The sequence below is a fragment of the Flavobacterium sp. WG21 genome, from assembly GCF_000335775.1.
Taxonomy (GTDB): Bacteria; Bacteroidota; Bacteroidia; order Flavobacteriales; family Flavobacteriaceae; genus Flavobacterium; species Flavobacterium tructae.
This window is the reverse complement of sequence record NZ_AMYW01000023.1, coordinates 55,667-78,411: the sequence shown is the minus strand read 5'-3', so window position 1 is coordinate 78,411 and position 22,745 is coordinate 55,667. Positions and strand designations below refer to the sequence as shown.

Here is a 22,745-nt window from a genome sequence, read left to right as displayed (position 1 = left end):
AATGAAAAAGATCAATAATAATACAACAGTAAAAAGGACAAAGGTTTTATCGCAAAGAAAGTTCGCTTATTTGGGATTAGTGGCAGCTTCGATAATGGTCTTAGCGTCCTGTGGTCAAAAGAAAACAGAAGAAGCTCCAGAGGAAGAGAAATCGCAAACAGAAGTTGCTTTAAACGAAGCGCAATATAAAACAGTTGGGATTGAAACAGGTTTGGTAGAAAACAGAAATCTTAACAAGGTTATTAAAGCCAACGGTTACACTACCGTTCCACCACAAAATTCAGCCGAAGTCTCGACTTTAATAGGAGGAACAGTCAAAGATATTTTTGTTTTGGAAGGAACGTACGTTAACAAAGGAAAAGTACTGGCGACCATTCAAAACCTGGAAGTAATCGAAATGCAGGAAGAATACCATTCGGCTGTAGCCAATATCGAATACCTGCAATTGGAATACAACCGTCAGAAAACGCTGAGCGATGAAAATGTAAATCCAAGGAAAACATTTCAGGAAGTAAAATCAAAATTGGCAGCAGAAAGAGCCCGTGCACAGGCTGCGAAGAACAAATTGGAAGCGTTGCATGTCAGTACTAAAGGAAGCACTTCGTTAGTCCCGGTTGTAGCGCCAATCAACGGTTATGTAGGGAAGATAAGTATTGCAAAAGGAGCTTATGCTCAAACCGGAGTTGTTTTATTTGAAGTGGTTGATAACAGTCAGATGCATTTGGATTTGAACGTGTATGAAAAAGATCTGGGGTCAATTTCAATTGGTCAGGTTATTGACTTTGTTTTAACCAATCAGTCCAATAAATCCATTAAAGGGAAGATTTTCGGAATTAATAAGTCTTTTTCAAACGAAAGTAAAACCGTTGCGGTACATGCTAAAATCGAATCTGCTGACGCTAAAGGACTGATTCCGGGGATGTACGTTTCGGCTAACATTAATATTACAAATGCTACCGTTCCTGCGTTACCAAAAGATGCCGTAGTCCGAAATGCCGATAAGTATTTTGTTTATGTGGAAGAAGAAGCACATGAGGAGAAGAAAACGCCGGAAAAAGGAAATCATGAGAAAGAAGTTCATTTTAGAGCAGTGGAAGTTATTCCGGGCACTACAGATTTGGGCTTTACAGAAATAAAATTTGTAGAAAATGTTGATCCAAATGCAAAAATCGTAACGAAAGGAGCTTTTTATTTGCTTTCGGCTATGAAAGGCGGGGGAGAACATGATCATTAAATTTTGATCGGGGCAAAGGTTCAGAGGCACAAAGGGACAAAGGTCTTTTTGTAGAAATGCATGGCAGTCTATCTCGTCGGGAACCTGTAAGTTCTTGGATAGCTTCCTGCTTTGCACTGCCTTTGCCAGATTAATTGTTATTGCCTAAAAACTATTAATACAAAATCCGTAAATTTAGAACATTATTGAAACAAAGTTTAAACTTGGAACTTTGAAACCTAAAACTTTAAATTTCTCATGGAACATCTACATAAAGAAGAAAAGATTAAAAAGAATAAAATAAATCAACCCGGTTCCTGCTGCTCCCATGACGAGCCCGTACATTCAGACGATGACGGGCACGATCACGGTCATAGTGCGGATAGTGGATGGTTTAGAATGTTTTTACCGGCCATTATTTCCTTTGTTTTATTGCTGATTGGAATTGGATTCGATCAGTATTTCGAACAAAATTGGTTTTCGGGGCCTGTTAGAATCGCTTGGTACCTAATCGCTTATCTGCCGGTGGGATTCCCTGTTTTAAAGGAAGCTTACGAAAGCATTAGAAAAGGCGATGTGTTTTCGGAGTTTTTCCTGATGAGTATCGCCACTATCGGAGCATTTGCCATTGGAGAATTTCCGGAAGGCGTTGCTGTGATGTTGTTTTATACCATTGGAGAGAACTTTCAGGGATTGGCAGTCAGTCGTGCCAAATCAAACATAAAAAGCTTACTGGACCAGCGTCCTGATGAGGTAAGTGTTTTGGAAAATAATGTTGCGACTAAAGTTAAAGCTGCCGATGTTGCCATTGGAGCTATTGTGCAGCTGAAAGCAGGGGAAAAACTGGGGCTGGACGGAGAATTACTTTCCGATTCGGCTTCCTTTAATACCGCAGCACTTACAGGAGAAAGTAAACCGGACACCAAAGTAAAAGGAGAAGCTGTTTTGGCCGGAATGATTAACGGAAGTACCATTGCATTGATAAAAGTAACCGCAGCCTACAACGACAGTAAATTGTCTAAGATTCTGGAAATGGTTCAGAATGCCGTAACTAAAAAAGCTCCTGCAGAATTGTTCATTCGAAAATTTGCTAAGATTTATACGCCGATTGTAGTTTATCTGGCGATTGCCATTTGCTTGTTGCCCATGCTTTTTGTATCCGATTATGTGTTTAGTGACTGGTTGTACAGAGCATTGGTTTTTCTGGTAATTTCGTGCCCTTGTGCTTTAGTGATCAGCATTCCGCTAGGCTATTTTGGCGGAATTGGAGCAGCGAGCAAGAATGGTATCCTGTTTAAAGGAAGTAATTTCTTAGACAGTATTTCGACCATTCAGAATGTTGTGATGGACAAAACAGGTACAATGACCGAAGGTGTTTTTAAAGTTCAGGAAGTGATTATACAGGACGGTTTTGACAAAGACGAAATTTTAAAACTGGTCAATGTACTTGAAAGTCAGAGTACACACCCTGTTGCGACTGCGATTCACAATTATGTAGGGCAAATTGATTCTTCGATACTACTGAAAAACGTCGAGGAGATTTCCGGACACGGATTAAAAGCTGAAATAGACGGAAAAGAACTGCACGTAGGGAATTTTAAACTGATGGATAAATTCAGTATAGCATACCATGTTGATCCAAATGCGGTGGTTTATACGACCATTGCCATTGCTTACGACAATAAGTTTGCAGGTTATTTAACAATTGCCGATGAAATTAAAGCAGATGCGCAAGAGGCAGTAACCAAATTGAAAGCTCTCGGCGTTAAAGTAACCATGCTGAGCGGTGATAAAACCAATGTAGTGCAGTTTGTAGCCAAAACGTTAGGCATTACAAACGCTTTTGGAGATTTATTACCCGAAGATAAAGTGAATAAACTAAACGAAATTAAAGTCAAAAACGAAACGGTAGCTTTTGTTGGGGATGGTGTAAACGATGCTCCGGTAATTGCTTTAAGTACGGTTGGAATTGCGATGGGAGGGCTTGGCAGTGATGCCACGATCGAAACTGCCGATGTGGTCATTCAGGACGATAAACCAAGCAAGATTCCGATGGCGATAAACATTGGAAAACAAACCAAAAAAATCGTCTGGCAAAATATTACGCTGGCCTTCGTTGTAAAAGCTGTTGTACTTATCTTGGGTGCCGGCGGACTGGCAACCATGTGGGAGGCTGTTTTTGCGGATGTCGGAGTAGCCTTATTAGCCATACTGAATGCTGTAAGGATTCAGAAAATGAAATTTTAAGATAAAGAAACCGTTTCAGAGTTTAAACTGAAACGGTTTTGTTTTTAATGCTTTATTCTCATATGGAATAGCCAGAGCGGTATAAAGACTATTAAAGAATTTTATTTTTTTAAATGTGTTGGCTCCTGAATTTCTCCATTACCAAAGGACCAGTTTTCCAAACCGTTATTTTCTAATAAAACAATAATCACGTTATTAATGAGAATCGCTGTTGTTGCGGCAATTCTTGTTGCAATTTGGTGGTATAATTTCTTTTTTTGTTCTACTGTTCGACCTTGCCCTGCAGTGATCTGAACATATATAATTTCTTCAGAATGTGAAATACCAAGATAACTTTCGGGATATTTTATCTGATGTGGTTCTAATTCTTCAATTACATGAAAATAATCAGCACTTGGAATATGAAATTCTGCTATTAAAGATTGATGAATCGCTTCTGAAATATTGTTTTTGGTTGCTAAGGAAAGCTTCTTAGGTAAACTGATTCGGACAAATGGCATTTTTTAGATTTTGAGTTTTGTATAAAAATAAAAAAAAAGAGGAGGAGCAGCAGACAAATCTTTAGGAAAACTTCAATTCAATCTGAATTCCGTTATTTTCTATGTGAACTTCGGTTGTATTGCTTTCAGAAGGTATTTGAGTAGGATACCAGTTTCGACCCGGGCGTACCATAATGAGCAGACCTTCATCATCTCCAAGGGCAGCGAAGAGCTCGCTATTCTCATTTTTACTGAAAAATTCTAAGTTGTGTTGCGTTATGAGTTGGTTAGCCAGAACTAGAGGATTCTCATTGACAATACCAATTTCACTGATGTTGAGTATAGAGTGAGAGCTAAAAGGCTCCGTTTGAGCATTGTTGAGGTCATATCGAACGATGAATTCCAGTATATTACCATTGTTGTCATAAAAGTATACAGCGTTGGCATTCCAGTTCTCAAAATTGGCGATAACAGTAGCATCTTCAATAACAATTAAATCCACTTTGTTTGTTACCCACTGAATGGCTTCTTGCAGCTTGTTTTGAGGAATATTAAAAGCAAAATGATAGATAGAGTTGAATTGAAGATTTTCGATAAACTGTAAAACCGATTCACCTACCTGAATAGTAACTGACCTGGAATCTTTTTCCAGAATTGAAAGATGAAGTACGTCTTGGTAGAATGTTGCTGTTTCCTGAATATTGTTGGTTTGAATCTGAAGGTGTTGTAATTTCATGATGAGATAGATTTACAAAGAGGCAGAAGCTTCTTTTCGTTTCCAACAAATTTAAAAAAGACCATTGGTATTCTGTCGATCGCATCATTTTATACTTCGATGAATGTATTATAAATTATGATAAGAAACAGTTCGTTGATAAGGTTATTTAGCACATTGAAACATAGATTTGTATCTAAACTAGGTGTTGATCGTTTTTGCAAACGTGTTGCAATACGCTTTAATCATTTGTCTCACAGTACGGAATTCCTGCTTTATCTCTGCTTCGGTTCCTGTTGCCTTGGCTGGGTCCGGAAAATTTTGATGAAATTTTTGAGCTTGGCTTGGAAGAAAAGGGCATTTTTCATGAGCATGATCACAAACCGTCAGGATAAGATCAAAATGGATGTTTTGATATTCATCAATATGATTTGAAGTATGTTCTGAAATATCGATTCCATCTTCTTTCATCGTCGCAATGGCTCTTGGATTTACACCGTGAGTTTCAATACCGGCGCTGTAAACGTGGGCTTTGTTGCCCAGGAAGTGGCGTAAATAACCTTCGGCGATCTGGCTTCGGCAGCTATTTCCTGTACAGAGCACTAGAATATTTTTTGTCATAGTTTTAAACGAGTAACCAAATGATATTGATCATACAAAATTTAGGCTCAAAGCCATAAATCAGTTGCAGTACAATAACAGCTGTAGTGATTATAATTGGTTTTTTATATTTAAGAAAGAAAGTGCTCATAACTTAGCAACAGCCTGAGTTTGGAGAACAGGAGTTTGTTCTGTCCTTGCTTAATTCGATAAAGCCGGATGGTGACGGAATTCCACAGGCATCTTGTGCCAGACAGGCTGTGACTTTATTTTTCAACACAAAATGATTCCCATTAAACGCTAAATCGTACCTTCCGATAGTTTCGTTTTGATATTCAACTTCGATATTCAGGTCTTCAATATTTAGTTTTTCTTCTGAAAGTTTAATGATATGTAAAAGTTTGCCAGGTTTTAGTCGATGGTCATAATCGTCTGCATTCCAAAGCTGAAAGTTGACACTTTTTTCGTGACGAATTACGCCTCCGCAATCAATAAAATCTTTAGTGATCATTCCCACTTCTGTGACGTGAAAGTGTTCAGGAACAAAAGTTCCGTTTTCCAGTTGAAATGCTACGTTTTCGAGAGTAGGGAGTATTTTTTTAATGTCTGATAGTTTCATTTTTCTTGTTTTATAGTTATAATGCAATATTGCGATATAGTAAGATAAAAAAAAGCCTTTAACAGCATTTTTGATTTTTTGTAACGGTAATAATACCAGAAAAGTAGGTGTTTAGAACATCAAAAGTTTCTTCATTGATACAGTAACAGATGGCGTTTCCTTCAATGCTTCCCTTGATAAGTCCTGCATTTTTTAGTTCTTTCAGGTGTTGTGAAACGGTAGGCTGTGCCAGGGGTAACTCATTTACGATATCTCCGCAAATACATTCGTTTACTTTTAACAGATATTCAATTATAGCAATTCTGGCCGGATGTCCCAGTGCTTTGGCTATAGTGGCGATCTGATTTTGTTTGTCGGTAAAATGTTCCGTTTTAGAAGCTCCCATGTGATTTAAATATAATATTGCAATATTACGATATAAATTTTAAAATCAAAGGATTTATTTTAGAATTTTTAAATAAGGTGAATTGAAATATTGATTCCGATGGTGGAATGCTAAAATTATGAAACACATAGAAACATAGATTTGTATTCTTAAAAGAGGATACGAATGAGAAATATATTTCTTTCGTCCCGATGCATCGGGACATTTTATTTGAAGTGAAACGCCTTTTTCTGCATTTCGATCTATGTTTCTATGTGTTTAAAATTCTTAAGTTGAGATTATCAACTTCTAAAAGGTCTCTTTTCTGCTGTTTTTGAAATTCATCCAACCCAAACCAATCAGTAACAAATTAAAAAGCAACAATGGCAAAAAGGCTTTTATACCATTAGTTTTTGAGGGATCTGTAAAAGTTTCTACCTTAAACTTCGACCAGTTTTCTTTACTAACATTGGCATTGTCGAATATTTTTGGATAGAAATAAAGTCTCATTTTTTCGTGAAAACGCTGGGTTTCCTTCAAAAATAAAAGCTGGTTTCCTAAATCAGATTTCGCAATTTCATTCAGTTGAAGCTGGGCATGCAGGGTAGGAACGAATAAAGCAATAAACTGGCTGGCTTTGTTGCGCTGTTCCAGTTTAGTTTGCAGTTCCTGAGATTGTTGTACCGAATCGTCGTCGCCCGCCTGCTGCATGGCGTAATACCAAAGCCAGTTAAACTCCGTATCAGGCAAAGGATATCGCTTGAATTGTGGATAATGCTGGTAAAATTTATCCATTGTGATTTTCTTATCCATATCCCATTTTTCATGATAAGCATTACGTTGTTTTACAGTCAGCTCCAAAGCTTCCGGAATAGTATATTTATTCACAATATAGGTATTGATTACGGCAGGCAGAATTATAATGAGAAACAGCCAGATCGTTAGCAAAATAACCGCATTGAAGTTGGAGTTTTTTTGCAGGGAAACAATAAAAAAACAGACTGCAAACCAGAAAATTAGATACAAAACACCAAGTCCGTAAAAGGCAAGAAGGGAGGAGTCAAAAGGAATTCTCAGAATCAAAACGGCTAAAAGAAGTAAAAAGGTGAACAGCGCAATCAGACTTAAAATTCGGACATAAAACAATTTCAGAATGTATAAAAAGGTATTTTCGCTTTGCACGGACACAATTTTCCAGGTGCCGCTTTCTTTTTCTTCCGAAACCAGATTGTACGAGAATGCTATAATCAAAAGAGGAAACAGATAGATAAGTACAAAGCTAAAATCGATATTTCCGGATAAAAGATTGTTCGGATTATTGAGTTCCGAGTCGTATTTCTGACCTTCCAGACCCCGAATCGTGACGCTTTGAATCGACGGATTTACATCGCGCTGACCAATTGCCAGAGGATTCAAAGGCAATGTTTTATTGATGAGAGAAAATTTGATGTAGTAGAGCAGGAGTCCCATTTCGTCTTTGTGAAAAGCGGCATTTCGTGCTATATGCTCTTTTTGGTACAATGCAGCTTCCGCAATATTGTTTTGCTGCTTTTGCTGAAACTGCTGCCCAATTAAAATACCGATGAATCCAATGAGCAACAGGAACATCAGTCCAATTTTGGTACCTTTTGAGCGAATGAAATTTTTAAAAAGTAATGCTAACATATTAGAGGGCTTTAAGGTTTTTGGCTGCAATTCGCAGGAGAGCAAAAAGCAAGATAATCCAGAGAAAAATAGAGACTACAGAGAGGATTTCGGACTTTAAAATAGCCGGGACTTCTTTTGGCTCATAATGAAATTCTTCCAAATCAGCCCAGTGTTCTTTGCTGATGGATAAAGGCTTGTCGTTTGGTCCCGGCTTTTTATTACTGATGTATTTGACCTGCAAAGCATTCATTTTTTGCGCCATAGTATAGCGGTAAATCTCAGCTTGTTTTTGAAAATCAATATAAGAACCATAATCGGTGTTGGATAATCCCATCGACAGGTTTCGTATGGCGATATAAGGGTTCAGGAACGAAACGACCTTAGAAAAACTGTTCTGCTGATCGTAAACTTTTAGCAACTCTTCTAAGTGTTCGTTATAAATTCGCGAACTGATTTTCTCTCCTTCCGTCATGATAAATCCCGAATAATTAAAAGGCAGTTTTTGTACCGAATCTACCTTGTAGGCGCGTAGTAGGGAATCTTTTATGGCTTTGTAATGTATGTCGTTCGGATTGTGGCTGTCGCCTTGTTTCAGAATGTCCTTTTCGATAGCACTGTTGAACTGTATTTTGGAAGGAGCTTCATAAAGATAAGCGCCAATTGCCTGAGTGGTTCGGGGTAAAATAATAGTAAGAACCAGCCAGATTCCGATTAAGGAAATCAGTGCTTTTTTAGAAGTTTTACTCGCAGCAGAAACCAAAACTGCAATGACACAAAAGAACATCAGGTAAATAAAATGAAACAGTATGAACAATACCATTTTAATGGTTTCATCGCTTGAAATCGTAAAATCCTGTAACAACAGCCAAAGGAATACAAGAACCATAATCGTAGGAACAAAAATGAGCAGAATGGCACTTGCAACCCCTAACATTTTACCTGTTAAGAGTTGTTTCCAGCTGATTCCCTGACTTAAAATTAATTTTAAAGTCCCGTTTTCTCTTTCGGCTGCAACAGCATTAAATCCTAAGAAAAAAATCAACAGAGGCAATAAAAGCTGTAAAACCATAGCAATACTAATTTCTCCGAAACGAAGCATACTGTTGGAGAATCCTGCTTCTGAGAAATTGGCACTGTTTTGTTTGTGTGCTTCGAGAAAGATCGCATTTCCGAAAAACGGTTCCATCCCGAATTCAAAAACGCTCAGGGGTGTACTTTTTCTAAACGCAAAATTCCCGTAATGCGCCATTCGATGTGGATTCTTATCCGGATTATTGAGCCAGTCTTTGCGTGATTCATGTTGGTATTTTTCGCTTGTCTGATTCTGGTTACTGTAATTTTCCCAACCTGAAAAAGCGGCGTAAAGCAACAGGATACCGATAAAAATCGTGATGATATAGACTGCTGTATTTTTAAAAACAGCCTTTTTTAAATGTCTGGCAATTAAAATTTCTTTATGTAATGACATGATACCGTTTAAAATTTATAAGTTACAGTAAGACTGAAGTTTCTTGGTGCTCCTGGAAACAGACGCAGGTAATTCTGAGCACCCAGCCAGTACGTTTTATTGAATAAATTGCCAGCATTAAGAGCAATCTGCATATTGCTTTTGTTGGGTTTATAGTACAATGCGGCATCAAAAACCGTAAAATCGGGTAGTGTAAAAGCTCTTGTAAACCAGGGTACTTTGCTGCTTTGATATTGCATTCCGAAACCAATACCCAAATCTTTTAGAGCCGAATCGGAACTGAAATTGTAGCGTGTCCATAAATTGGCACTGTTTTTTGGTGTATTTTGTTTTTGGGCACCAATTAGCGATGGATCACGATCGTTGGTGATTTTAGCATCAATGTAACTGTATGAAGCATTTATTTGCCAGTCTGCCGTAATAAAACCGGCTATATCACACTCAAAACCACGGCTTCTCTCAGCACCTCTTGTTACCAGCAAATCAGGATTTACCGAGTCGTTGGCATTCATCAGAATATTGCGTTGGTTGATTTCATAAATAGCAGCATTAAAACTTACTGAATTGTTGAAAAAAGTAGCTTTTAATCCAAGTTCTTTCAAGTTGCTTTTCAGTGGATCAAACAAACTTCCGGCGGGTAAACTTCCTGTTTGAGGCATCAAAGACACGGTGTTCGATTGTGGCTGGTAACCTTCCAAATAAGTTGTATAAACATTTATTTGATTGTTTACGGCATAAGTCACTCCAATACGCGGCAGTAAAGCCGATTTTTTCACAGTCAGTTCATTGTTGGATTTGTAGTTTGTGATGTCTTTAAACCATTCTTGACGCAAACCCAATAAAATGGTAAATCTTTCCCATTGTACCTGATCCTGAATGTAGATTGCATTAGTAGTGGTTAGTGCAGGGGGTAATGCGGTACGGACATTGAGCGTATAATCGTCAGGATTTGTTAGGGTATTAGCGGGATTGTTCAGGTTAAAATAATTGACATTTGGTTTTGGCAGAACCACTCCGTCAACGGTTATGGTTTGGTAATTGGCCGCATTTGCGGCAACAAATGAAGGGGCTACCGTTCCGTCTTTTAATACATAACCTCTGGCCGCATTTTGTCCGCCACCTTTGGTTTTGTTCCAGCTGCTTAAATCGTAACCTGCTAACAATTTATGTTTGATTTTTCCTGTATTTAAATCAAAGTTGAAATAAGAAGTGAGATTATCAACGTCCCAATATTGCTGACGCTGTACAAACTGCATCATGGCCAGACTGCTGACAGGTTTATTGTTCATGTCGACTGCAAAAGCATTAGTCGTTCGGTGTTCCTGAAGGTCTTCTGTCCAGGTTTGTTTCATGTACGAAGCATTAAACCCTATTTTAGAGTTGAATTTATGAGCAAAATTCGTCATCAAAATCATTTCTTTTGATTTGTAGAAATCATTGGGAGCACCTAAATTTAAGCTAATTGGAGTTTTGTTTAAACTGGTAACACCCGCAACTGCTCCAAAAATGGGCTGTCCACGATCCAGAACTCCGGTCATGTTACTTAAAATCAGTTCTGTATTGATCGCTGTTTTTTCATTCGGAATGTAGCTGAACGAGGGTGAAATCAAGAATGATTTATTGCGAATCAGATCCCGGAACGATTTGGCTTCCTGATACGCTCCGTTTACACGATACAAAAGGGTTTTTGATTCGTTCAATGGACCGGTAAAATCTAAGGTTCCGCGCAAGGTGCTAAAACTTCCTGCAGTCAGACTTATTTCTTTTCGGTCAACGGCCAAAGGTTTTTTAGTCACCATATTGATACTTCCGCCCGGATCTACCGATGAAAATGTGGCACTCGAAGGCCCTTTGATCACTTCAACTCTTTCAATATTGGTAGTCAATGGTTGTAAAAAGTAATGTTGATGTGTTCGCATTCCATTTATGATCTGGCCTTCTTCATTTTGACTGATTCCGCGAATGGTATATTGATTGTAATAACTTGCGGGGATCACCCCACTGGCCATTTTTACAGCATCGGCCAGATAGATAGCACCTTTGTCTGCTATTAATTCTTTGGTGATCGTGGATATGGATTGTGGGATGTCTTTATTGAGAGCGGCTGTTTTGGTGGCTGCAAAAGAATAATCGCTATTGTATTTTTTAGTCGAACGGCCAATGATTTCGACAGTTTGCAATTGTGTGTGTTCGGTTTTTACCTTGACAGAATCTTTCGGAATACTATCAGATATCTTTTTATTAACGGTTTGCGATTGGGCAAACGAAGTAATGCTTAATAAAAACAGTGAGAGAATATAGTGTTTCATTTTTTTTGGATAGGATTGAGAAAGTAATTTCCCTTTATACAGTTTGTAAATACAAATCTTCCAGTTCATTTGCCGAGATTTTATCGGCTTCGATAACGGTAACAAGGTTTCCCTGTCTCATAATGCCAATATGAGAGGCAACTTCCCGGGCTCTGAAAATATCATGCGTTGCCATTAAAATGGCTGTTCCATCAGCAGAAAGTTCTTTTAGTATTTGGGAAAATTCGTTGGAAGCTTTAGGGTCTAAACCACTCGTAGGTTCATCCAGTAAGAGCACTTTGGCTTTTTTGGCAATAGCAATGGCAATTCCAACTTTTTGTCGCATTCCCTTAGAATAACCACCTAAATTTTGATGATGCGCCTTAATCTGAAGCCCCGCTTTAGAAAGAAAATAAGTCAGTTCCCCCTGCGAATATTTGAATCCTGCCAACGACGAGAAGAATTTTAAGTTTTCCAGACCGGTAAGATTAGGATACAACATGACGGTTTCGGGGATATATGCAACATATTTTTTCGTTTCCTGTGCGTTGTCGACGACTGATAGGTCGTTAATTTTTAGTTCTCCATCTGTTGGAGCAATAAAACCTAGAAAAAGGTTGATTGTGGTAGTTTTTCCGGCACCATTTTGCCCCAATAAAGCAAAAATTTCCCCTTCTTTAATGGTTAAGTTGAGTTTGTTTAGAGCAATATGGTCGCCATATTTTTTTGTTAAATTTTCAGCTATAAGCATAGTTTTGATGTATTTGGATGATTTTTAGTACGGGTTTTTCTTTTCAAGCACAGTTATAGTGACAGCCTTTAGGGCTGAAACATTTTAACCGGTGACGAAATAGGAAGAGTAGAATTTACTGGGGACAACCGAAGAGTTAGGTAAATTAGATAAACCAAAATGGTTTTTTGTATCTTAACTGGAGCTGTTTTATTGAAAACAGACCAAATAAGACTACGAATGCGTTTTACCTGATCTTTGAAAAAGACAAGCAAAAGCTATTTTTTAATTTTTCGGGTGAAAATGCAGTAAACTAGCGAATAAATGGTGGTGCCCTAAGTGCAAAAAGACTGCCTTTGAAAACAACAGAAATTGTTTTTTCGTAAAAGAACGCGCTGAAAGTTTCTACGGTTGCTTTAAGAAAAGAGTACGTTTGAAAAGTGTTTGGTATAAAGGTGCTAAACGTAAAATGACAAATCTGACAATTGTTGTCTACAGTATGACTGTGCGTGATTTGCTTTTGCCCCTCAATATAAGTATGCTCACAATGTTTACTTGTCAGCTGCTTGTAAACATGCTCGTAAGAATGCAGCGTCTGAAACAGCATTGCAAACAATACAGTTACAGACATAAAAAGAGGAATTAATACATTTTTCTTTTTCATTCTTAATGGAAAAAGCCCATTTTTAAAGGACTTGGTAGCTTATAAACTAACGCAACGTTGTTGCAAATATAGATATCTTATTTAAAAATGTGCCAGAATCGATTATTATTTTATTGGGACTGGGTTAAAAATGTTTATTTTTTGTTAGTAGATTTTTTGAGTTTTCATAAGATGCAGTTGTATTTCAAGCCGTTTTGGAGGAGAGTTTTTGGCATAAAACAAATTAAAAAGGACAGTGCCAAAAATACCATTGTCGTACTTTAGAAATTATTTTGACAATATTATTCGTGTTAACATCGTTGTTTATTGGTAGTTATCTAAGTTATTGCCGGTAATCCCATTATAGATTTCCTATTTTTACTGGAAGGCGATAGTGATTAGCATCGTTGATAACTCAATTCTTGATTTGACATGAACTCCACAAAATGTCAATTTTATAAACGGGCGTTCTGCTCCATAAAAAAGTAAATTATGAAAATAGGTTTAATTGGATTTGGAAAGACTGGAAAATCAGTAGCGACTGTACTACTGGAAAATAATAAATTTTGCCTGGAATGGGTTTTAAGACAAAGTACTGTTTTGGAAAAGAGATCTGTTTCAGAGTTTTTGGGCATTCCGTCAGAAGAACAAGGGGTTATTTACTCCAGTTCTAAAACGACGATGGAAGAATTATTAGACAAACATCCTGTTGATGTTATTATTGATTTTTCTTCCAATGAAGGTATTTATAGTTATGGAGAAGTTGCTGCAAAGCGAAAGGTTAAGATTATTTCGGCAATTTCTCATTACAAAGACAAAGAGTTGCAGTTACTAAAGAAACTGGCACATAAAACTACGGTCTTTTGGTCGCCCAATATTACGCTTGGGGTTAATTACCTGCTTTTTGCGGCTAAATTTTTAAAGAAAATTGCTCCCTGGGTGGATATTGAAGTAAACGAAGAACATTTTAAAAAGAAAGAAGGAACTTCAGGAACAGCGGTTAAAATTGCGGAAGCTTTGGAAATTGATAAAGACAATATCAACTCAGTAAGGGCAGGAGGAATAGTAGGTAAGCATGAGGTTATATTTGGATTTCCATATCAGACGGTTCGTTTAATTCATGAATCGATCTCGAGGGAAGCATTTGGAAACGGAGTTGTTTTTGTTGCCGAAAACCTGAAAAACAAACCCAAGGGACTGTATAATTTTGAAGATATTTTAACACCTTATTTTACCGTCTGATCTAATAAAGTAAACCCGACAGGTTTCAAAAACTTGGCGGGTTTGCTTTTTTAAGACGATTTTATTTTAATAAACACATAGAAGCATAGAAATAATGGGGCAAAAAGGTTTCAAAATGAAATACATTTCTTCCGCATGGTTTGTTGCTTGTATTTTCAACTTATGAAATGATATTTCTGAGTTTGATAAGTCTATGTTTCTATGTGTATTTTATTAAATGATTAATGTATTATTTTGTAAAAATTAAAGCTTTGGTATATTCGGCATTCATTTTGGCGATTGAAAGAATCGAAATACCTTGTGGGCATTCAATTTCACAGGCCCTGGTGTCTGAGCAGTTTCCAAAACCCTCGGCATCCATTTGGCTTACCATGCTCAGTACTCTTTTTGAAGCTTCGATTTGTCCCTGCGGCAACAAAGCCAAATGGGTGATTTTTGCCCCAGTAAATAAGGCTGCACTGGCATTTTTACAAGTGGCTACGCAGGCACCACACCCAATACAGGCTGCCGCATCAAAAGACGCTTCGGCAGTTTCATAGGATATGGGAATACTATTGGCCTCCGGTGCCTGACCTGTTGAAGCTCCGATAAAACCACCGGATGCAATGATGGTGTCAAAAGCCGAACGATCGATTTTTAAGTCTCTAAGTACAGGAAAAGCTTTTGCCCGAAAAGGTTCAATATAAATAGTATCGCCATCTTTAAAACTTCGCATATGAAGCTGACAGGTGGTGGTATTTTTTAGAGGACCATGAGCTCTTCCGTTGATCATCACACCGCATTGTCCGCAAATTCCTTCCCGACAATCGTGATCGAATTCAATAACACGTTCTTTTTTCTGAATTAAGGATTCATTCAAAAGATCGAGCATTTCCAGAAAAGACATATGTTCTGAAACGGCATCTATTTCATAATCGGTCATTTTTCCTTTAGAAGAACTATCAGATTGCCGCCATATTTTAAGAGAAAGTTTCATATTTCTTCAACTTTTGATTATTTGTAACTTCTTACTGCAAGTTCAACCGATTCAAATACGAGAGGTTCTTTGTGCAATTCAGGCGGTTTGGCTTCCCCTTTCCATTCCCATGCTGAAACATAGCAGAAATCATTATCATTTCGAACTGCTTCACCATCGGTAGTTTGATATTCTTCGCGAAAGTGAGCTCCACAAGATTCTTCTCTTTGTAAAGCATCGTAACACATTAATTCGGCCAGCTCTATGTAATCGGCAATTCTTCCGGCTTTTTCAAGTTCACTGTTTAGGGTATCATCTCCGGTAATCAGTAAATCTTTTTCAAAAGAGGCTTTCAGGGCTTTTATATCTTCGATGGCTTCTTCCAGTTTTTCTTTGCTCCTCGAAAGACCGCATTTTTCATAAAGTAATCTTCCAATTTTTTTATGAAAGTGATCGGTTGAAAGGGTGCCTTTGCTATTTAAAAAACGATCGAGCTGCGTTCTCACGGATTTTTCGGCTTCTTCAAAAGCGGGGTGGTCGATGGTTGCTTTTGGAGCGTTTAATTCTCCTGCCAAATAATTCGGAATCGTATACGGAGCAATAAAATAGCCGTCTACGCAAGCCTGAAGCAAAGAATTCGCTCCGAGTCTGTTAGCGCCATGATCGGCAAAATTGGCTTCCCCCAAAGCAAATAGCCCGGGAATACTGGTCATTAATTCATAATCGACCCAAAGTCCACCCATAGTAAAATGGGCAGCGGGAGAAATTAGCATAGGTTCTTTGTAAGCGTTGATACCGGTAATTTTTTCATACATGGCGAACAAATTACTGTATTTGGCTTCAATAGTATTTTTCCCCTGTGCTTTTATAGCATCTGAAAAGTCGAGATAAATAGCATTTTTCATTGGTCCGACACCATGTCCGGCATCAATCCGTTCCTTAGCCGCCCGCGATGAAATATCACGTGGTGCCAGATTTCCAAAAGAGGGATAACGACGTTCGAGATAATAATCACGTTCTTCTTCAGGAATCGTATTGGGATTTCGTGCGTCCTCGGCTTTTTTCGGAACCCAGATCCGACCATCGTTCCGCAAAGATTCTGACATTAAAGTGAGTTTAGATTGGTTGGCTCCGTGTTGCGGAAGTGAGGTAGGGTGGAACTGAATCCAGCTTACTCCGGCCATATAAGCACCTTTTTTATGTGCTCGCCAGATGGCAGAACTATTGCAGCCCATAGCCAGTGTAGAAAGATAATATACTTTTCCGTAGCCTCCCGAAGCCAGTACAACTGCATCGGCAACATGGCGTTCTAAAGCTCCTGTTTCGAGATTTCGGGCTATAATGCCTTTTGCTTTTCCGTCAATAATTACTAATTCCAGCATTTCGTGACGGGTGTGCATCGTTACTTTCCCTAAGGATACCTGACGCAACAATCCCTGATAAGCACCTAATAAAAGCTGCTGACCGGTTTGTCCGCGTGCATAGAAGGTTCTCGAAACCTGAACACCTCCAAAAGATCTGTTGTTTAAATATCCGGCATATTCTCTGGCAAAAGGAACTCCCTGCGCCACAGCATGGTCGATCAAATGTGCGGAACATTCAGCCAAACGATATACATTGGCTTCCCGGGATCTGAAATCACCACCTTTGATGGTATCATAAAACATTCTGAAAGTACTGTCGCCGTCGTTTTTGTAGTTTTTTTGCAGCGTTAACTCCTCCTTGTGCTGCCACAGAGTGGGCACGTCGGGCAGAATCCTGAAAACAAAACGATTGAATATTATAACCCTGTTCAGCCAGAGACGCTGCGCAGGAAGCACCTGCAAGTCCGGTTCCAACAACAATAACGTTCAGTTTTTTTCTGTTGGCTGGATTTACAAGCTTTGCTTTTGCTTTGTAATTATTCCATTTATCGGCTAGTGGACCTTCGGGTATTTTGGAGTCAATCATTTTTATTTTAGTTTAAAATGAATTTATACACAAATTTTATAAGTGACTTGATTTAAAAGGAGGTCTAATTTACTATAAAAAAATGATTTTTTGTAAAGAAAAAACTATTATTTGAACTGTTTATTGCAATTCAAAATAATTAGGTTAGGAGTTTAGTGTGTTGATTTAAAGTGTTTTAGTAGATTTTCTGATTTTGGGTTTCTTTCTGTGGTTTTTATTTTAACACATAGAGACATAGGTTTTCGAACGGAACAAAAGACGTTGCACTTCAAATAAAACGCATAACTATGAGAAAGAAATGTGTTTCTCTTTTGTATTCTCTTTTTAGAATACAAATCTATGTTTCTATGTGTTAAATGTTTTTCATATCTTCTGTAAGTACTATTTGATGAATTTCTCTACATTCGGGATTTTCTCAAGTGCCTTTGTATTTTCGGCCAGCAGTTTAGCAGCAGCTTCATTTATTTTGCTTGCCGGAATTGCTTTCCATTTGTTGATGTCCTTTTCGAAATCGTTTCCAAATAAAACTCTTGATAAATCTCTTATCACACAATAAGCGGCTATTGAATGACCATTATCGCTATCATAGTTTCCGGTATTGATAAAAAACTGCAATCGTTTCACCAGACCTTCCTGGGAATAAAGAGAAACTTCAGTTAATTTACCTCTGTATTCCAGATCGGCAGAACCAACCCCTTTTAATTTTGGGAATAGTTTATAATCGGCAAAGTGCCTTCCTTCGTGACCAATGTAGCTTACTCTAAAGTTTTCGGATTTTAAGTCATAGGCTTTTTTTACGCAAAACAAAGCTTCTTTTGTGGCCCAGCCTGCAGGATAATAGCGTCCCAGAGTTGCATATTCACTCCAGCCCAGGGTGACAAAATCATCCATAAAATAGATTTTAATTGGAGTTTCTTTTCCATCATAAGTAACTTTATAGATGGTGTCTTTTTCTGTTTTCCAAACTAGTAAGTCATATAAACCTCCTGTTTTTCCAAATCCGGTCGTATGATAACCTAAACTCGCGATGTATTTTTTTTGATAGACATTGATGCTGTCTTCGTTAAGCGTTAGGTTTTTGGCAGACGGGAAATTCGTTTTAAGAAAATTCGAAACGTTTTTCAGGATCAGTGTATCGGTTTTCTTTTCTTTGTTTAAGAAAGAGAAACGCCAGTAATCTCTGTATATCTTTAATAGCTGATCTATTTTTGATTTTCGCGTTTCCAGAAAATCACTTTTGTCTTCTGCAAACTTAAATCGGTTTTCAAAGTTGGTTTTGAATTTTAAGTCTTTATCCGCTATTTTTTTATTGGTATCGATTTCCAATAGCGGCAAAGCTGATTTTGGATTGCCATCTAAAGCCAGCGAGTAGATTTTAGTGTAATCCAGTTTTATACTGTCGTTTGGAGTGGTCTGAGCATTTATTTTCGAAAATGAAAAGAAAGTGAAAATGAGTAAAGTGGTAAGTTTTAAAGTTCTCATATAGCAATGTTTGGATTAATGGATTAGCATTTTTTATACTATAGAGACTTTTTTTTTGATTTTGTTACAGTTTGGTTTTAAAAATAATAAACCGGACAGGTTTCTAAAGCCTGTCCAGTTTGTTGTTCGTAGCGATAAGAATTAATTATTTTTCGATTATCATGGTTACACCTTGTCCTCCGGCGGCACAGATGGAAATCAGCCCACGTCCGGATCCTTTTTCGTTTAACAGTTTAGCCATAACACCAATGATACGACCTCCTGTGGCAGCAAAAGGATGTGCTGCTGCGAGGCTGCTTCCTTTCACATTTAGTTTTTCGCGATCGATTGCTCCAAGGGTTTTAGGAAGTCCAATTTGAGCACTTAGCTCAGGACTTTCCCAGATTTTTAGAGTGGCTAAAACCTGAGCGGCAAAAGCTTCGTGAATTTCATAATAATCAAAATCCTGTAAGGTTAAACCCGCTTTATCAAGCATGCGACTGACAGCAAACAAAGGAGCCAATAGAAGATTCTGCTGATTTTTGACATATTCGATGGCAGCAATTTCAGCAAAGGTGATGTAAGCTAAAATGGGCAGATCGTGTTCTTTTGCCCATTCTTCACTGGCTAAAAGAATGCAGGAAGCGCCATCCGTTAGCGGAGTTGAATTTCCTGCCGTTAAGGTTCCATTGATTTTGTCAAAGGCTGGTTTTAGCCTTGCCAATTTTTCCAGCGTGCTGTCTTTTCTTAAATTATTGTCCCGGTCAAGTCCGTTGAAGGGAGTAATCATATCGTTAAAAAAGCCGTCATCATAGGCTTTCGCCATATTGAGATGACTTTTAAGTGCAAAGTTGTCCTGATCTTCGCGAGAGATTTTGTAATGTTTGGCAGTGATTTCGGTGTGGCCTCCCATTGAAAGTCCGGTTTGAACTTCTTCATTTTTGGGAACCAGCGGAGCCAAATCTCCAGGTCGAATTTTTAAAAAGAACTTTATTTTTTCAGTAATTGATTTTGCATTTCTGACATGGAGTAGAATTTTTCGAAGTTTGTCGCTCACCGCCATCGGAATATCGCTTATAGAATCAACACCTCCGGCAATTCCGCATTCAATTTGTCCCAATGCAATTTTATTAGCGATATAAATGGCACTTTCGATTCCGGTATCACAAGCCTGTTGCAAATCGCAGGCAGGAGTAGCGGGATCGAGCGTTGTTTTCAGGACACATTCCCTCATTAGATTATTGTCGTAAGTATGTTTGATTACGGCCCCTCCGGCTACTTCACCGATTAATTTTCCTTTCAGATTGTATTTGGTCACAAGACCATCAAGAGCAGCGGTCATCATTTGTTGGTTTCCAACTTCGGCGTAGGCAGTATTAGCTCTTGCAAAGGGAATACGGTTGTATCCCACAATAGCTACTTTTTTGATTGTGTTTGTGTGATTCATAAGTCAGGTGGTGTTTTTGTCCTTAAAGATAAGCAGAGTTATTTACTATTGAAGGATTTAAAATCTAAAATAATAGGTCTTGGGATGATATTCAACGATTTGACTCTTAGTTATATTTATTTAGAATAATTAAAAATAATTTGCAAAACGATGTTTTAGCCCTTACTTTTGCCAGCGAAATAAAAACCAATACAAATAATTATGAATACCATGAGAATAAAAAAAGTTTTATTTTTTCTGGTTTTTCTAAACTCATTAGTGATGATGGGGCAGGAAAACGGAAAAGTAGCCGGAAGGGTTTCTTTAACCGGAAATGTACCGGCAGAAGGTGTTTCTGTTGCTCTTAAAGGAACAAGATACAGTGCTATTACAAACGAACACGGACAGTACGAAATTAAAAATGTTAAGTCTGCCAGTTATACTATCAGCATCAGTGCAATTGGAATTCGTCCCGTTGAAGACAGAATTACAGTGACATCAAAGCAAACGACAACTAAAAATTTCATGCTTGCGGAGAGCCAGGAAGATTTGGACGAAGTGGTGATTACTAAAAACAAATACAAGCAAGACAAGCCTTCTTTATCTTTACGTCTTCAAACACCGGTATTAGAAATTCCCCAGAATATTCAGATTGTGAGCGGTCAGACATTAAAAGATCAGCAGATTGTGAGTATGAGTGACGGAGTAATCCGAAATGTGAGTGGAGCCGTGCGCTCTGAGCATTGGGGAGATTTGTACACCAATATAAAAATGCGTGGTTCACAGGTTCAGGCGTTCCGTAATGGCTTTAATGTGGTTACTTCTTTCTGGGGACCTCTTACGGAAGACATGAGCTTTGTAGATCATATCGAGTTTGTAAAAGGACCGGCAGGATTTATGCTTTCCAGCGGTGATCCAAGCGGATTGTACAATGTGGTAACTAAGAAACCAACCGGAATGACAAAGGGTGAAGCTTCTGTAATTGCGGGAAGTTATGATTTTTACAGAGCGAGTATTGATCTTGACGGTAAATTGGACAAAAAAGGAAAGTTATTGTACCGTTTTAATGCTGCAGCCCAAAACAGAGGTTCGCACCGTTCCTTTGAACACAATAACCGTTATGTAATTGCTCCGGTACTTACCTACCAGATTGATGATAAAACAAAAATTACGGCGGAGTATAATTTTCAATATGCCAACATGACTGAGGTAGGTTCTTATTATGTATTTGGACCTAAATCTGATGGATATGCCACTTTACCGGTTGGATTTACCCTGACACAGCCTGGTATTCCGGATACTAATATTCAGGACCATAGCGGGTATTTTATGTTTGAGCATAAGTTTGATGATAACTGGAAACTGACAGCACAAACTTCTTATTTCAAGTACATTCAGCAAGGATACAGTTCATGGCCTGCCAGCGTTGGCTCAAGTGAAAATACCCTTGGTAAAGGCAACATTATTAGAAATGTGGGTATCTGGGATGCAGAAAGTAATATGTATTTAGGTCAGGTATTCGTAAATGGGAAGTTCAATACAGGAGCTGTTACGCATAAAATACTAAGTGGTGTAGATTTGGGGAATAAAGATTATATGGCAGATTGGGGACAGTCTCATGATCTTGATACGGCAGCGAATCCATTTAATGTTTACAGTCCAAATTACGGTACACCTTCTAATGGCTTTCCGGCTTTTGATCGTGCAACACCGCTTTCTGTCAGAGCCGGAATTGGAGGCAGACTGGGACAAAAGTATGCGGCAGGTTACATTCAGGATGAGTTAGGTTTTTTTGAAAACAGGTTGAGATTGACTCTTGCGGCACGATACACCTGGATTAGTCAAAACAGTTGGGGAACGGATGAATCTGACAGTCATATTACGCCACGTGTGGGAGCTAGTTATTCTGTGACTGATAATCTGGCTGTTTATGGTTTATACGATCAGGCTTTTATACCACAATCCGGAATTATTCAAAATGGGGATCAGGTAAAACCACTTACAGGAAATAATTTGGAATTTGGGGTTAAGAAAGATTGGTTTGACGGATCATGGAGTACTACATTGTCGGCTTATCGTATCGTAAAACAAAATGAGCTTACTTCTGATCCTAAGAATGGACCAAACGATGTTTATAAAATTGTTTTGGGAGAGAAAAGAGCACAGGGTATTGAATTTGACGTAAGAGGAAAATTATTAGACGGACTTAACCTTATTGCCAATTATGCTTTTACAGAATCTGTAGTTACAAGTTCAGTAGTTAAAACTATTGTAGTTGGTTCAGTTGTACCGGGCTTTGCTAAACATACTGCAAATGCGTGGTTGAACTACAGCATTCAAAGCGGAAAGTTAAAAGGATTAGGAGCTTCTATAGGAGGGACATATCTTGCGGGCCGTCAGACAGACAGTTGGAGTGTAGGAGCTATAAGCTTACCGAACTATTTTAAACTGGATGGAGGGTTATCTTATGAAACCGGAAAGTTTAAAGTTACTGCCAACGTCTTTAACATTCTGGATAAATACCTTTACAGCGGATCTTACTATGAGTGGCTTTCTGCTTACTATTGGCAAACAGAAGCGCCAAGAAACTTTAGAGTGGGGGTAACGTATAAGTTTTGATTTTTTTAGGTTCTAAGGTACTGAGGTTCTAAGGTTCTAAGAGTAAACCCGACAGGTTTTTGAAACCTGTCGGGTTTTT

17 protein-coding genes and 1 pseudogene are annotated in these 22,745 nt (G+C 38.2%); 4 read left to right on the top strand and 14 right to left on the bottom strand.

Annotated elements, in window-relative coordinates:
* Position 1 precedes the first annotated feature (1 nt).
* Positions 2 to 1,234, top strand: a complete 1,233-nt coding sequence (locus tag C245_RS0115900) for an efflux RND transporter periplasmic adaptor subunit (protein WP_017497604.1) — start codon at positions 2 to 4, stop codon at positions 1,232 to 1,234.
* A gap of 237 nt (positions 1,235 to 1,471) precedes the next feature.
* Positions 1,472 to 3,460, top strand: coding sequence for a heavy metal translocating P-type ATPase (locus C245_RS0115895; protein ID WP_017497603.1), 1,989 nt, complete (start codon positions 1,472 to 1,474; stop codon positions 3,458 to 3,460).
* A gap of 101 nt (positions 3,461 to 3,561) precedes the next feature.
* On the opposite strand, the gene C245_RS0115890 is transcribed toward C245_RS0115895, so the two are convergent.
* The 10 genes from C245_RS0115890 to C245_RS0115845 form a co-directional block, all read right to left on the bottom strand.
* Positions 3,562 to 3,960: a tautomerase family protein gene (locus tag C245_RS0115890; protein ID WP_017497602.1), complete on the bottom strand. Its 399-nt coding sequence runs from the start codon at positions 3,958 to 3,960 to the stop codon at positions 3,562 to 3,564.
* A gap of 61 nt (positions 3,961 to 4,021) precedes the next feature.
* The gene (locus tag C245_RS0115885; protein ID WP_017497601.1) at positions 4,022 to 4,675 is read right to left on the bottom strand and encodes a VOC family protein; all 654 of its coding nucleotides are present in this window, start codon (positions 4,673 to 4,675) and stop codon (positions 4,022 to 4,024) included.
* A gap of 180 nt (positions 4,676 to 4,855) precedes the next feature.
* A complete protein-coding gene (locus C245_RS0115880; RefSeq protein ID WP_017497600.1) occupies positions 4,856 to 5,275 on the bottom strand; it encodes an arsenate reductase ArsC in 420 nt (139 codons plus the stop codon).
* A gap of 133 nt (positions 5,276 to 5,408) precedes the next feature.
* Positions 5,409 to 5,873: a DUF6428 family protein gene (locus tag C245_RS0115875; RefSeq protein ID WP_017497599.1), complete on the bottom strand. Its 465-nt coding sequence runs from the start codon at positions 5,871 to 5,873 to the stop codon at positions 5,409 to 5,411.
* Positions 5,874 to 5,931: 58 nt separating this feature from the next.
* Positions 5,932 to 6,258, bottom strand: a complete 327-nt coding sequence (locus C245_RS0115870) for a helix-turn-helix transcriptional regulator (protein ID WP_017497598.1) — start codon at positions 6,256 to 6,258, stop codon at positions 5,932 to 5,934.
* 288 nt (positions 6,259 to 6,546) lie between these two features.
* Entirely contained in the window at positions 6,547 to 7,902 is a 1,356-nt protein-coding gene (locus tag C245_RS0115865; protein ID WP_017497597.1) for a DUF3526 domain-containing protein, read from the bottom strand.
* 1 nt (position 7,903) lies between these two features.
* A complete protein-coding gene (locus C245_RS0115860; RefSeq protein WP_017497596.1) occupies positions 7,904 to 9,352 on the bottom strand; it encodes a DUF3526 domain-containing protein in 1,449 nt (482 codons plus the stop codon).
* Positions 9,353 to 9,360: 8 nt separating this feature from the next.
* Positions 9,361 to 11,661: a TonB-dependent siderophore receptor gene (locus C245_RS0115855; RefSeq protein ID WP_026110105.1), complete on the bottom strand. Its 2,301-nt coding sequence runs from the start codon at positions 11,659 to 11,661 to the stop codon at positions 9,361 to 9,363.
* A 34-nt stretch (positions 11,662 to 11,695) separates the two neighbouring features.
* Complete coding sequence (locus C245_RS0115850) at positions 11,696 to 12,391, bottom strand: ABC transporter ATP-binding protein (protein WP_017497594.1); 696 nt, start codon at positions 12,389 to 12,391, stop codon at positions 11,696 to 11,698.
* Between the two features lie 292 nt (positions 12,392 to 12,683).
* On the bottom strand, positions 12,684 to 13,034 hold the full coding sequence (locus C245_RS0115845) for a hypothetical protein (RefSeq protein ID WP_017497593.1): 351 nt from the start codon (positions 13,032 to 13,034) through the stop codon (positions 12,684 to 12,686).
* 471 nt (positions 13,035 to 13,505) lie between these two features.
* Between C245_RS0115845 and C245_RS0115840 the strand changes: the two genes are divergently transcribed.
* Positions 13,506 to 14,255: a 4-hydroxy-tetrahydrodipicolinate reductase gene (locus tag C245_RS0115840; RefSeq protein WP_017497592.1), complete on the top strand. Its 750-nt coding sequence runs from the start codon at positions 13,506 to 13,508 to the stop codon at positions 14,253 to 14,255.
* A gap of 229 nt (positions 14,256 to 14,484) precedes the next feature.
* On the opposite strand, the gene C245_RS0115835 is transcribed toward C245_RS0115840, so the two are convergent.
* The 4 genes and pseudogenes from C245_RS0115835 to C245_RS0115820 form a co-directional block, all read right to left on the bottom strand.
* Positions 14,485 to 15,231 (bottom strand): succinate dehydrogenase/fumarate reductase iron-sulfur subunit, encoded by a 747-nt coding sequence (locus tag C245_RS0115835; protein WP_026110104.1) that lies wholly within the window; start codon positions 15,229 to 15,231, stop codon positions 14,485 to 14,487.
* 17 nt (positions 15,232 to 15,248) lie between these two features.
* Positions 15,249 to 17,160, bottom strand: a pseudogene (locus tag C245_RS23175) (fumarate reductase/succinate dehydrogenase flavoprotein subunit).
* 381 nt (positions 17,161 to 17,541) lie between these two features.
* Positions 17,542 to 18,642 (bottom strand): hypothetical protein, encoded by a 1,101-nt coding sequence (locus tag C245_RS0115825; protein WP_017497590.1) that lies wholly within the window; start codon positions 18,640 to 18,642, stop codon positions 17,542 to 17,544.
* Between the two features lie 145 nt (positions 18,643 to 18,787).
* Positions 18,788 to 20,068: an acetyl-CoA C-acetyltransferase gene (locus C245_RS0115820; protein ID WP_017497589.1), complete on the bottom strand. Its 1,281-nt coding sequence runs from the start codon at positions 20,066 to 20,068 to the stop codon at positions 18,788 to 18,790.
* Positions 20,069 to 20,278: 210 nt separating this feature from the next.
* Between C245_RS0115820 and C245_RS0115815 the strand changes: the two genes are divergently transcribed.
* Complete coding sequence (locus tag C245_RS0115815; RefSeq protein WP_232424371.1) at positions 20,279 to 22,666, top strand: TonB-dependent receptor; 2,388 nt, start codon at positions 20,279 to 20,281, stop codon at positions 22,664 to 22,666.
* The last annotated feature ends 79 nt before the right edge of the window (positions 22,667 to 22,745 follow it).